General features: G+C 65.0%; 12 protein-coding genes. 2 read left to right on the forward strand and 10 right to left on the reverse strand.

All coding sequences use genetic code 11. The features are described from left to right. Positions 1 to 171 precede the first annotated feature (171 nt). The 6 genes from kynU to truB form a co-directional block, all read right to left on the reverse strand. Positions 172 to 1,407: a kynureninase gene (kynU, locus tag MUN23_RS01570; RefSeq protein WP_248763956.1), complete on the reverse strand. Its 1,236-nt coding sequence runs from the start codon at positions 1,405 to 1,407 to the stop codon at positions 172 to 174. Positions 1,408 to 1,427: 20 nt separating this feature from the next. Beyond that, a complete protein-coding gene (gene kynA / locus MUN23_RS01575) occupies positions 1,428 to 2,282 on the reverse strand; it encodes a tryptophan 2,3-dioxygenase (protein WP_248761777.1) in 855 nt (284 codons plus the stop codon). A gap of 40 nt (positions 2,283 to 2,322) precedes the next feature. After that, entirely contained in the window at positions 2,323 to 3,306 is a 984-nt protein-coding gene (locus MUN23_RS01580; protein WP_248761778.1) for a bifunctional riboflavin kinase/FAD synthetase, read from the reverse strand. Positions 3,307 to 3,491: 185 nt separating this feature from the next. Further along, entirely contained in the window at positions 3,492 to 3,962 is a 471-nt protein-coding gene (locus MUN23_RS01585; RefSeq protein WP_248761779.1) for a hypothetical protein, read from the reverse strand. A 1-nt stretch (position 3,963) separates the two neighbouring features. Beyond that, positions 3,964 to 4,317, reverse strand: a complete 354-nt coding sequence (locus tag MUN23_RS01590; protein WP_248761780.1) for a hypothetical protein — start codon at positions 4,315 to 4,317, stop codon at positions 3,964 to 3,966. 2 nt (positions 4,318 to 4,319) lie between these two features. Then, positions 4,320 to 5,303, reverse strand: coding sequence for a tRNA pseudouridine(55) synthase TruB (truB, locus tag MUN23_RS01595; RefSeq protein WP_248761781.1), 984 nt, complete (start codon positions 5,301 to 5,303; stop codon positions 4,320 to 4,322). 91 nt (positions 5,304 to 5,394) lie between these two features. On the opposite strand from truB, the gene MUN23_RS01600 reads away from it, so the two are divergent. Further along, positions 5,395 to 6,552 carry a pyridoxal phosphate-dependent aminotransferase gene (locus MUN23_RS01600; RefSeq protein WP_248761783.1) on the forward strand — a complete coding sequence of 386 codons (1,158 nt, stop codon included), beginning with the start codon at positions 5,395 to 5,397 and terminating at the stop codon, positions 6,550 to 6,552. 15 nt (positions 6,553 to 6,567) lie between these two features. On the opposite strand, the gene MUN23_RS01605 is transcribed toward MUN23_RS01600, so the two are convergent. After that, the gene (locus MUN23_RS01605) at positions 6,568 to 7,053 is read right to left on the reverse strand and encodes a nucleoside deaminase (RefSeq protein ID WP_248761784.1); all 486 of its coding nucleotides are present in this window, start codon (positions 7,051 to 7,053) and stop codon (positions 6,568 to 6,570) included. 186 nt (positions 7,054 to 7,239) lie between these two features. Here MUN23_RS01605 and MUN23_RS01610 point away from each other — a divergent pair, with 186 nt between their 5' ends. Beyond that, the gene (locus MUN23_RS01610; protein ID WP_248761785.1) at positions 7,240 to 8,352 is read left to right on the forward strand and encodes a ScyD/ScyE family protein; all 1,113 of its coding nucleotides are present in this window, start codon (positions 7,240 to 7,242) and stop codon (positions 8,350 to 8,352) included. Positions 8,353 to 8,446: 94 nt separating this feature from the next. Here MUN23_RS01610 and rbfA read toward each other — a convergent pair whose 3' ends face one another. The 3 genes from rbfA to MUN23_RS01625 form a co-directional block, all read right to left on the reverse strand. Beyond that, positions 8,447 to 8,956, reverse strand: coding sequence for a 30S ribosome-binding factor RbfA (rbfA, locus tag MUN23_RS01615; protein WP_058929497.1), 510 nt, complete (start codon positions 8,954 to 8,956; stop codon positions 8,447 to 8,449). A gap of 250 nt (positions 8,957 to 9,206) precedes the next feature. Continuing rightward, positions 9,207 to 12,116 carry a translation initiation factor IF-2 gene (infB, locus tag MUN23_RS01620; RefSeq protein ID WP_248761786.1) on the reverse strand — a complete coding sequence of 970 codons (2,910 nt, stop codon included), beginning with the start codon at positions 12,114 to 12,116 and terminating at the stop codon, positions 9,207 to 9,209. Between the two features lie 152 nt (positions 12,117 to 12,268). Beyond that, positions 12,269 to 12,646 (reverse strand): YlxR family protein, encoded by a 378-nt coding sequence (locus tag MUN23_RS01625; RefSeq protein WP_248761787.1) that lies wholly within the window; start codon positions 12,644 to 12,646, stop codon positions 12,269 to 12,271. Positions 12,647 to 12,710: the final 64 nt, after the last annotated feature.

Consider the following 12,710-nt stretch of genomic DNA (forward strand, 5'->3'; position numbering starts at 1 on the left):
CGCGCGGGAATCCCCCGGAAACCAGGGAATTTCCACACATGGCAGGAACCAGCCGCCACGGACTGCAGCCGGATCCATCTGCTAGTTTACCGGCCTCGCCGCAATCTTGTCGAAACAGCCGCCGCCGTCAGCCGCGGCCGCCCCCAAAGGCCATCACCAAATGCCCGTGGCTCAGCGACGGAGCTGATCCCGGATGGCGGCCATCCCCCGGAACAGCTCCGCGAAGCTGGTACTCAGGGGGGACAACCCCACGCGGATGCCGTGTGGTGCGCGGAAGTCCGGGATGACGTCCTGTTCCCACAGCGCCGCCGTCACGTTCCGGAACGCCGGATGATCCAGGGTGATGTGGCTCCCGCGAAGCTCCGGCTCACGCGGCGACGCCAGCTCCACGCCCGCCGGTTCCAGCCACGCCTCAAACAGCTGCACGGCGTAGGCCGTGAGTTTCAGGGACTTCTCCCGGATGGCAGCCATGCCGGCCTCTTCGATGAGGTCCAGGGTCCCGCGCATGGCCAACATCCCGAAGATGGCCGGAGTGCCGCTGAGGAAACTCCGGATACCGGGCGCCGGCTCGTAGCCTGCAGCCATCTCGAACGCGTCCTTGCGTCCCATCCAGCCCCAGATCGGCTGTTTCAGACCGGGCAGGTGCCTGCGATTGACGTAGGCGAACGCCGGCGAGCCCGGTCCCCCGTTGAGGTACTTATAGGTGCAGCCCGCGGCAAAATCCACGTTTGCCCCGTCCAGGTCCAGCTCCACAGATCCGGCGGAGTGGCACAGGTCCCAGACCACCAGCGCCCCCGCACTGTGTGCAACTTCCGTGATGCCCGGAAGGTCGGCCAGGAAGCCTGAGCGGTAGGCCACGTGGCTCAAAAGTACGACGGCGGTGGCCGGGCCGGTTGCGTGCCGCACCTGTTCGACGGTGACTCCGGACGCAGGATCGGCTTCGATCCACCGCAGGGTGAGTCCTTCCTCGCGGGCGATGCCCTCGACCAGGTAGCGGTCCGTGGGGAAGTTATCCGTGTCCAGGACGATCTCTGTGCGGGCGGGGTCGGCCACGGTGGCCAGCGCGGCGCGGATCAGTTTGTAGAGCACCACCGTGGTTGAGTCGGCGATGACGGTCTGGCCCGGGGCTGCGCCGAGGACAGCGCGGCCCAGCTGATCGCCGATGGTCTGGGGCAGGTCCAGCCATTCCTCATCCCAGCCACGGATGAGCCGGCCGCCCCAGCCTTCCTCGATAAACGTGCTGATGTCCCGTTGTGTCCGCTTCAGCGGGCGGCCCAGGGAATTGCCGTCGAGGTAGGAAAGCTCCGTGTCCGTCCCGATGAAGAGGCCGCGGTAGCGCGCCAACGGGTCGCCTGCATCCAGTTGCGCGGCCTGCTCAAGGAGAGCCGCGGCGTCGTGATTCTCCATGTTCGCGTCCGTTGCGCTGCTCACTGGCCGATCTCCGTCCGTACCGCGAACAGTTCCGGGAAGAAGGTGAGCTCAAGGGCCTTTTGCAGGAAGGCAGCGCCGCTGGATCCCCCGGTTCCCGATTTCATTCCGATGGTCCGCTGGACGGTTCGCAGGTGCCGGAACCGCCAGAGCTGGAAATTATCCTCAAGGTCCACCAGTTCCTCGCACGCCTCGTAGGCACCCCAGTTAGCGGCGGCGTTTTCGTAGATGTGCTTGAAAAGCGGCACCAGCTCAGGGCAGAACTCGTGGGCACGCGTGACGTCCCGCTCGAGGACGGACTGTGGCACGTCGAAGCCCTGACGGGCCAGGTAGGCCAGGAACTCGTCGTAGATGCTGGGCGCCTTAAGCACGTCCTCCAGCATGGCGTGCGCTTCCGGGTCAGATTCGAAGACCGGCAGCATTTTTCGGTTTTTGTTGCCGAGGATAAACTCCACGGCCCGGTATTGGCTGGACTGGAATCCGGAGGAGTTACCGAGGAACCCGCGGAACTGGGAGTACTCCGTGGGCGTCAGCGTGGCCAGGACCGACCACTGCTCCGTCAGGGTTTTTTGGATGTGCTTGACCCGGGCGATGCCCTTGAGGGCGGAGCCGAGATCGTCGGCACGCAGCCAGGCCGCGGCGCTGCGGAGCTCGTGCAGTACCAGCTTGAGCCACAGCTCGGTGGTCTGGTGCTGGATGATGAACAGCAGTTCGTCGTGGTGTTCGGGCGTGCTGACAGGTTGCTGTGCGCTGAGCAGGGTGGGCAGCTGGAGGTAGGACGCGTAGCTCATCCGGGAACTGAAATCGCGGACTATGCCTTTGTCCAGTTTGCGGGTGTTCTTCTCGACGGCCACTGTGCTGCCTCTCTGGGTGTTCGGTGCGGGTAGGACCCGGTCAGCGCCGCACCAGGAGATCGTGGGCCTGAATAACGTCCAGACGCATCTGGTCAACAAGCGCCTCCGGCCCACGGTATGCCACCATGCCGCGGAGCCGCGCCACAAATTCGACCACTACTGTCTGGCCGTACAGATCGAAATCCTCCACGGCCTCGTGCGGACGGTCAATCACATGGGCTTCGACCTGGCGGCTGACGCCATCGAAGGTGGGATTGGACCCCACCGAGATGGCCGCCGGCCAGCGAGTGCCCGCCTGGTCCACCAGCCAGCCGGCGTAGATGCCGTCCGCCGGGATGAACCCGGTGGCCTCGTGGGCAAGGTTAGCGGTGGGGAACCCGAGCACGCGGCCGCGGGCAGCACCGTGTACGACTTCGCCGCGCATGCGGTGTGGTCGTCCCAGCACCGCGGCGGCGGTGGCGACGTCGCCCTCCTGCAATGCTTCACGCACCCAGGTGGAGGAGCAGCGGCGGTCGGTGCCGTCGTCGTCATGCAGCGGGTAGCCTTCCGAACCGAACTCGCTGATGACCTGGACATCGAAGTCGAACTTTTCGCCCAGCTGCTTCATGGTGTCAAGGTCACCGGAGTTGCCGCGGCCGAACCGGGAATCGTGACCGATCACCACATGGCTGGCATGCAGGCTGTCCACCAGGATCTGGCCCACAAATTCCTCAGGGGTCAGGCTGGCCAGGTTCAGCGAGTACTTCATCACCAGAATGGCATCCAGGCCCAGCTCCCCCAGCGCCACCAGTTTGTCCTGCAGGCCCATGATCATTTCGGGCGCGGACTCGGGGCGGTGGATCAGGGCCGGGTGCGGGTCAAAGGTGACGGCAACGGCCTTCGTCCCGTTGAAGCGGGCCGAGCGGATTAGCTCGGAAAGCACTTGCTGGTGCCCGCGATGGACGCCGTCGAAGTTGCCAAAAGTGACAACGGAGGGACCAAAGTCCGCCGGGACCTCGGACGGATCGTTCCAGATGTAGACCATCACCCTCGCCTTTTACTGCCTAAAACTGACATCTCTCCGAACGCACCGGCGCCGGAACTCTCTAAGATTACCCGCATTCAGTACTGCTGCCGGACGGCGCCGGGCCAACTGGATGGCACGCGCGGACATGTCCGGAGGCCTGACCGCGGCGGCCGATCGCTGGTGCTGTTTGCTGCTGGTGCGGTCTACTGCTGGTTCGGCCGGCGCCGGTACAGCCACACCAGACCCAGGACAGGCAGCAGCAGCGGAATGAACGCGTACCCCCGGCCAAAAAGGGACCAGACGGTCTCATGCGGGAACGCCACAGAATCAAACACGCTCAACGCTCCCACCACCAGCACTCCGACGAGCTCCACCAGGACGGCGGCCAGCGAGATCTTGAACCAGGTGCGGCCGGGCTTGGCCAGGGACACCGTTGCCACAACGTAGACCAGCGCCGCGAACGCGGAAAGCAGGTAGGCGAGCGGGGCTTCGGAGAACTTAGTCAGGATCTGGTAACCGGCGCGTGCGGTGGCCGAAATGGCAAACACTGCATAGACGGCGATAAGCAGGCGTCCGGGGCCGGTGTTCCGAGTGTCCTTGACGCCGGCCTTGGCATCTGCCTTGGCACGGGCGGCTTCGGAACGGGGTGCTTTCACGTTGCGTACTTCTTCCATTTCAGTACCAGATCTGGTTCATGCGGGCGGCCATCACCAAGGCCGTGACACCGACGGCGGCGAGGACAAAGTTGCTCCAGCGGGTCCGCTCCAGGATGGACCAGTACACGGCTGCCGGCGGCAGGAGCATCGCTGTGGCCAGGTATCCCCAGAATTCCCAGGCTTCCCCGGCAATCGGTTCGCCCGCGATCACCCGCACGATCGAACCCACCAGGTAAACCAGCAGTGCCAGCTCGACGGCGGCAACGGACAGGATGGTGAGGTCGTTGGGGGCTTTTTTCAGGATGCCGGCACCGAGGCAGATTCCGCTGGAGAGCAGGCCGACCACCAGGATGATGTAGAAATAGGCGTCCATGCCTAGGCATCCCCGCCCGCAGCATCCTCAGGCACAACGTTCTCGGGCGCAGCATTCCGGGGGGCAGTTTTTTCGGACGCACCGTTGCCCGGCGCGAATACCAGGACAGGCTTGGCAAAGTTTCCGGAGTCCGCCAGGAGCGCCACGAGGCTGCCGTCCGGCGCGAACGCTGCGGCGGGGTGCTCAGTGGTGGCAGCCGCGGGATCTCCTGCTTCCGATCCTGCTGCTATCCGGCGTCCGAAGGAAATCTCGGTGGCCTCCTCCGCTGTGAGTTCGCGGTTAGGCATCAGTGCCCGGGCAGCCTGGGACATCTCCAGGACATTCAGCTCCTCGGCCAGCTGTTCCAACGTCCGGGCCTGGTCCAACGAGTACGGGCCAACGTGGGTCCGGCGGAGGGCGGTCAGGTGGCCGCCCACTCCCAGCCCGTCGCCGAGGTCACGGGCGAGGGCGCGGATATAGGTACCGGATGAGCACTCAACGGTGACATCAATGTCCACAACGTCGCCGCCCGCTTCCCGGTTGATGGCGTGGACTTCGAAACGGTGGATGGTGACCGGGCGCGCCGCGAGCTTTACCTCTTCACCGGAGCGGACCCGGGCGTAGGCGCGTTCACCGTTGACTTTAATGGCGCTGACGCTGCTGGGCACCTGCTGGATTTCACCCGTGAGGGCGGCAACGCCGTCGTGGATTGCTTCATCGGCGACGCCGGCGGCACTGACGGCGGCAATCACGTCACCTTCGGCGTCGTCCGTGATGGTGGACTGGCCCAACCGGATGGTTGCCGTGTACGTCTTGGACGTCCCCACGATGTAGGTCAGAAGCCGGGTGGCCTTGTTGATGCCGACCACCAGGACGCCGGTAGCCATGGGATCAAGGGTGCCGGCGTGCCCCACTTTCCGGGTCCCGGCGAGACGCCGCATCCGACCAACCACATCATGGCTGGTCCATCCCTGCGGTTTGTCCACTATCACCAGTCCAGAAAGCACGCTTCCCAGTATATCGGCGCTGGCCGCGGCCCTTGCCCACGCCGCCCTCAGCCCCCGCCCCGGTGCGCGGGTGGCGGCTAGGATGGCATCCATGCCTGAGCTTGCGGCGCACGCGCGCGACGTCCCCGTCAACCAGATCCGCGAAATCACCGAGGCCGCCTGGCATACTCCCGGGGCCATCGTCCTGAGCATCGGCGAGCCGGGCTTCGCGCTCCCCCGCCACATCCTGGAAGCCGGCATGGCGTGCCTCGACCGGGACGAAACGAATTACACCCCCAACGCCGGCATCCCGGCCCTCCGTGAAGCGTTCGCCGCGCGGTTCAGGGAACGTACCGGCACCAGCCTCGCTGCCGAGCGCGTGTACGTGGTGGACGGCGCTCAGCAGGGCTTGCACTTCGCCATGAGCCTCCTGCTCTCCCCCGGCGACGAGATCCTGATCCCGAACCCCGGCTACCCCACATTCGCCATGACCAGCCGGCTCCTGAATGCCGTGCCGGTGGGCTACCCGCTGTATCCCGAGCATGACTTCCAGCCTCGGATCCAGGACATTGAAGCGCTCATCACGGACCGGACCCGGGTGCTCATCCTGAATTCCCCGTCCAACCCACTGGGCGCCGTCCTCGGCGAGGACCTGACCCGGCAACTTGTGGACCTGGCCCGCAAGCGCGATCTCTGGATCATTTCCGACGAATGCTACGAGGCCTTCACTTACGACGTTCCCCACGTCAGCCCGGCCCGGTTCGACAGCGACGTGCCCGGCGAGGCGCGCGTGTTCACGTCGCTGACTCTCTCGAAGACGTACGGCCTCACAGGCCTGAGGATCGGTGCCCTGGTTTGTCCGCCGGGGCTGGAGCAGAAGATGAACAACGTGATGGAAGCGATTGTCTCCTGCGTTGCCTCGCCGTCGCAGTATGCAGCGCTCGCGGCACTGACAGGCCCGCAGAACTACGTCCGTCACGCCCATGACCACTACCGGGCCAACCGGGACGCGGCCTCAGCAGTGCTGGAGGCCAAGGGAATTCCGTACCTGAGTGCGCAGGGAGCCTTCTATCTTTGGGCCAACGTCTCCCATGTCAGCGACGGGGACGTCCGCAGCTGGGCCCGCAGGTTCCTGGCCGATTCCGGCGTTGCGCTTGCGCCGGGAACTGCCTTTGGCTCGATCGGCGAGGGCTGGGTGCGGATCGCGCTGTGCGGTACCCGCAACGACTTGGTGGAGGGTGTCGGCAGGCTGCCTGAACGCCAGGATTAATGACCCGGCACCTGGTTAGTAATCCTTGCGTTTCGTGTTGCGGCGCCACGCGTCAAACGGAGCGTCCGACGCCGGAATGGCGGTTTGGGCGACCGGCAGAAGTTCCGGACGCGTGCCGTTGAAATACTCGTAGAACACGGCGTCGTCGAAACCGGCCGCGGCTGCACCATGGCGGTCGGCCGCAAAATAGACGCGATCAATCCGCGCCCACAGCGCGGCTGACAGGCACAGCGGGCACGGCTCGCAGCTGGTGTAGAGCACGGCGCCGCTCAGGTCGAACGTAGCGCCTGCGGCTGCCGCAGCGCGGATTGCCACCACTTCGGCATGCGCGGTGGGGTCGTTGTCCCGGGTGACCCGATTGATGCCTTCATGGACCCGCCCATCCGGGGTCACTACCAGCGCACCGAACGGGCCGCCACCGTCGGAGACGTTCCGGATAGCCAGCTCAATGGCCTGTTCCAGGTATCGGGTGGCCTCGTGGTTGTCGCTCGCCTGCGTCATAACTTGATCCTAGCCATGACCCAGGTTTTCCGGTTCAAAATAGGGGGCTCACAAAGGGAAATTTCCGTCGACGTAGCCCGCCCGGAGGACTAGTCTGGCGCCCGGGGGCTGTTAATTCCATATCTACTTTGGTCTCATTGCCCAGACCCGCGCGCGGGGTGGCGCACCTCAATTCCGGAGGATGCAATGAAGAAAAAGTTTTCCTTGGTCGCGTGCCTTGCTGCAGCGGCGTTAGTCATTCCGATCGGGCCGGCCGCGGCTGGCTCTTCATCGCCAGAGCCGAAGATCCTGGCCGACGGGCTAGTCACACCCTTGAGCCTCGCCGTCGGCAGAGACGACTCTTTCCTGGTCACCCAGAATTTTGTGGGCCGGCTTGACCGCGTGAACGATGACGGCCAACTCGCCAACGTCTACACCAAGGCGGATTGGGACGTTGGCGGTGTCGAAACCAGACACGGGACGACCTACTTCGTGGAGAGCATGGGCGGCGGCGGAGGCAAACCTGATGCGCTTGAGGGCTACCTGAAGTCCATCGACTGGTCGGGTGACGTGGAGACCATCGCCGACCTCGCGAGCTTTGAACGCACCCACAATCCGGACGGCGACCAGGAGTATGGATTCGGTTCCGATGTCTCAGCTGAGTGCCTTCAGCAATGGCCTGCATTCCCACCCGCCCGGTACACGGGGGCAGTGGATTCCCATCCCTATGCCACCGCCGTCAAGGGGTCCACTGTGTACGTTGCTGACGCCGGCATGAATGCCATCCTCAAAGTCGATGCTGATTCCGGTGACGTCTCGACTTTCGCTGTCTTGCCGCCACGACCTGCCGTCGTCCCTGCCGGCACTAGGATCCCCATAGATATGGCGGGTGGAACAGTCGAAGTCCCTGCATGTGTTGTGGGCCACGAATACGCGTTTGAACCCGTGCCAACGGACGTGGAGATTGGCCCCGACGGCTGGCTGTATGTCTCCTCGCTCCCAGGCGGTCCTGAGGATCCGTCCCTGGGCGCCCGCGGCGCAGTCTTCCGAATCAACCCGTGGACCGGACACACACGCCTGTGGGCAGATGACATCCTGAGCCCCACCGGCATCGCGGTATCCGAACATGGAGACGTCTACGCAGCCTCGATGTTCGGCAACGAAATTGTGAAGATCGACGCCTGGACCCGTGAGGCTTCACAGTTCCTGGCTGTCGATGGACCCGCGGCCGTCGAACTGAGCGGGGAAACCCTCTACGCCACGGCCGGCTTCAGCTTCGGGCAACCGACTGGAACCGTGCTGGAGGCCCACATCAGGTAGAACCTGCAGGGAGACTTCGCCCGGCAGACGAAGAAGGCCCGGACCCCAACTGCGGGTTCGGGCCTTCTTGTGAGGCACACGTGTGCCCCTTTTGCTATTTGTTGGCGTCTTCGTCGAGGTCTTCGTCGTCGGTGAGGTCAATATCCTCTTCGTCGAAGTCGTCCTCGTCGATCTCCACATCGGCGGGAATGTCGCTCTTGTACGGATCGGCGTCGCCGGCGTGCTTGGCGTTTTCGGCCAGCGCAGCCACCTCGGCGTCGCGCTTCTTGGCGGCCCGGAGCAGGTCCTCCAGGTTCGAGGCAACGACGGGGATCTGGTCCGCAACAAATTCCAGCGTCGGCGTCAGGCGAACAGTAACGTTGCGCCCCACTTCCTGGCGGAGCACGCCCTTGGCCTTCTCCAGGCCCTTGGCAGCATCCGCCTGCACAGCCTGGTCGCCGAAAACGGTGTAGTAGATCGTGGCATGCTGCAGATCATTGGTCACCCGGGCATCGGTAACAGTAATGCCCTCCAGCCGGGGATCCTTAACCTTCCGGCCCAAAGCCTCAGCAACAACAACCTTAATCCGCTGCGCCAACTTGGCAGCCCGTGCGGGATCAGCCATTTCCACTCCTAAAAAATTTGGATGTACGACGGCGGCACCTGGGCGACTGTCGCACTCAACTTGGATTCATTGCCACGCACTAAAGGCGAGTCTACGACGGACTCCCGTTGGGTTTTTTCCGGCGGCCGGGGAGTGGCATCGGGCCTATCGGAGCCGGTCGGTTTGCGATCGAAGATCGAAAACCGTCCGGCGAAGGGGCGGGGCCGCCGGGAAAAACCCAACGACCCCGACCCTGTAGAACTAAACCGACTTAGACGCGCGGCTTTTCGCGCATCTCGAAGGTCTCGATGATGTCGCCCTCGGTGATGTCGTTGAACGAACCAAGACCGATACCACACTCGAAGTCCGTGCGGACCTCAGTGGCGTCGTCCTTGAAGCGCTTGAGCGTCTCAACGGTGAGGTTCTCACCGATGATCTTGCCGTCGCGGCTGATGCGGGCCTTCGTGTTGCGTCGGATGATGCCCGAGCGAACGATGGAACCGGCGATGTTTCCGAACTTGGAAGAGCGGAAGACTTCGCGGACCTCGGCGGTGCCCAGCTGGACCTCTTCGTACTCCGGCTTGAGCATGCCCTTGAGGGCCATCTCGATGTCATCGATTGCTGCGTAGATGACGGAGTAGAAGCGCATGTCCACGCCTTCGCGGTCTGCCAGTTCGGCAACCCGCTCGGCAGGCTTGACGTTGAAGCCGATGATAACGGCACTGTCGACCGTTGCCAGGTTGACGTCGTTCTGCGTGATGGCACCAACGCCGCGGTGGATGACGCGCAGTTGTACGCCTTCGCCGACGTCGATCTTGAGCAGTGCGTCTTCGAGGGCTTCCACGGCACCGGACACGTCACCCTTGAGGATGAGGTTGAGGGTGTCGATCTTGCCGTCGGCCACCGCCTGGTCGAAGTCTTCCAGGCTGATGCGCTTGCGGCGCTTGGCGAGGGCGGCGTTGCGGTCGGCTGCTTCACGCTTCTCGGCGATCTGGCGGGCGGTGCGCTCGTCAGCGGTCACAAAGAAGGTGTCGCCGGCGCGCGGCACGTTGGACAGACCCAGAACCTGCACGGGGCGGGACGGGCCGGCCTCGGTCAGGACACTGCCGTCGTCGTCGAACATGGCGCGGACGCGGCCGTGAGCCGTACCGGCCACGATCGTGTCACCGACACGCAGGGTGCCGGACTGCACCAGGACGGTGGCCACGGAACCGCGGCCCTTGTCCAGGTTGGCTTCGATCGCGATACCGCGGGCGTCCTTGTTCGGGTTGGCGCGCATGTCCAGGGCAGCGTCCGCGGTGAGCAGGACAGCCTCGAGCAGCTCGTCAATGTTGAGGTTCTGGCGGGCAGAGACCTCCACGAACATGGTGTCGCCACCGTATTCTTCGGGAACCAGGCCGTACTCGGTCAGCTGGCCGCGGACCTTCTCCGGGTTGGCGCCTTCCTTGTCGATCTTGTTCACAGCAACCACGATCGGCACATTTGCTGCCTGCGCGTGGTTGAGTGCCTCAACGGTCTGCGGCATTACGCCGTCGTCCGCTGCGACCACCAGGATGGCGATGTCGGTGACCTTCGCACCACGGGCACGCATGGCGGTGAACGCCTCGTGGCCCGGAGTATCGATGAAGGTGATCTTACGATCGATGTCTTCGTGGGTGTGCGTGACCTGGTAAGCACCGATGTGCTGCGTGATGCCGCCGTGCTCGCCCGCCATAACGTCGGACTTGCGGATGGCATCGAGCAGGCGGGTTTTACCGTGGTCAACGTGGCCCATGACGGTGACAACCGGAGGACGTGCCTCGAGGTCGTCGTCGCCTTCGGCTTCGAGCTCTGCTTCGAAGTCGATGTCGAAGCCGGAGAGCAGCTCGCGCTCCTCGTCCTCCGGCGAGACAACCTGGAGCTTGTAGCCGAGCTCCTCGCCGAGCAGTGCGAAGGTCTCCTCATCCAGCGACTGCGTGGCCGTGGCCATTTCGCCGAGGTGGAAGAGGACCGTCACCAGTGCTGCGGGGTTTGCCTCGATCTTGTCGGCGAAGTCCGTGATGGACGAGCCACGGCGAAGCCGGACTACGGTGTTGCCGTCGCCGCGGGGTACGCTCACGCCACCCAGCGAAGGGGCACTCATCTGCTCGAGTTCCTGGCGCTTGGCACGCTTCGACTTGCGCTGCTTGCCACGGCCTGCGCCGCCCTTACCAAAGGCACCCTGGGTGCCACCGCGACCGCGGCCACCCTTGCCGAAGCCACCGCCGGCCGGAGCGCCGCCACCGGCACCCGGTGCGCCACCGGTGCCTGGAGCGCCACCCGGACGTCCGGGACCACGGGCGCCGCCACCGGGACGGCCTGCACCAGCGGGTGCGGGACGCTCAGTGCGGTTGGGCATCATGCCCGGAGTAGGACGGTTTCCACCGGCACCCGCGGGACGGGGTGCACCCGGACGGGGTCCACCTGAGCCAGCAGCCGGACGGGGGCCACCAGCACCGGCTGCGGGACGCGGACCACCGGGACGGGGGCCGCCTGCACCGGCTGCGGGGCGCGGACCACCGGGACGGTCGCCGTCGGGACGGCCACCGGAGCGGGGCATGCCCTGCGAAGGAGCGAACGGGTTGTTGCCCGGACGGGGAGCACGCTCTCCGTCGCCACCGCGGCCGCGGGGCATGCCCTGGGACGTGGCGAACGGGTTGTTGCCCGGACGAGGACCGCCGGGACGCGGTGCGGAGCCGCCCTGCGAACCACCCTGCGCTGATCCGCCGGAGCGGGTCGGTGCAGCCGGGGCTTCAGCCTTCGGTGCCGGACGGGCACCGGGCTTTGCGCCGGTGGACGGTGCACTTGCAGCCGGAGCAGCTGGTGCCGCCGGGGCTGAAGGGGCTGCCGAAACGGGAGCGGGTGCAGCCGGAGCCGGAGCCGCAGCAGCTGGTGCCGCCGGGGCTGAGGGAGCTGCGGGGCCCGGAGCAGGTGCTGCGGGTCGTGTGTCGGCCGACGGGGCAGGCGCCTTGGGCGCGGCTGCCGGAGCTGCGGTCTTGGCAGCTGCGTCGGGGTAGGCGTTGCGGAGTTTCCGCACCACCGGGGCCTCAATGGTTGAAGAGGCGGAGCGAACGAATTCGCCCAGTTCCTGCAGTTTGGTTACTGCATCTTTGGAAGTAATACCGAGCTCTTTAGCAAGCTCGTGTACGCGGACCTTGGCCACATTTCTCCTGTCTCGGTCCGCACCGAGCCAGGCACGAACCGTCTACTTCTTACTGCGGGCCCCAGCCGCGGGTGCAACTACAGGGCCCATTGCAGAGCGCAACAAAGTTGTCATCGTTGCGCACTCATCGCTGGGAACTCATCGGGTTTCCATCAGTTTTCTGACCCGCTTTCAGGTTGGACGGTTTTTGCTGCAGCTACCAGGGGTACCTGCAACGGGCCGGCTTCCTGCTTGCCTGCCATGATCCGGCGTTCGACGGCGGTGGACCCGGTTGCGCCGTTGAGGGCCCTTCCGAATGCTCGCCGTTTGACCGCCAGGGCCAGGCACGCTTCGCTGGAGTGCAGCCATGCACCCCTGCCAGCCATCCGGCGTCGTTCGTCTACCAGCACTGCGGTGGAACCGCTGCCTTCGGCGACGAGCCGGAGTAACTCAGACCGCGGAGCCTTTTTCCGGCATCCGATGCAGGTACGCTGCGGTTGATCCTCGGTGTGAAGCACTTCTGCCACGGTGAGTATCTTCCTGACGTTCATAACTGCCGGCCTTGAGGCCCCACCCGCATCGGCGGAACGGGAATTCTCAGGGCACACGAATACC

Source organism: Pseudarthrobacter sp. SSS035 (assembly GCF_023273875.1).
In the GTDB taxonomy this organism is placed as follows: domain Bacteria; phylum Actinomycetota; class Actinomycetes; order Actinomycetales; family Micrococcaceae; genus Arthrobacter.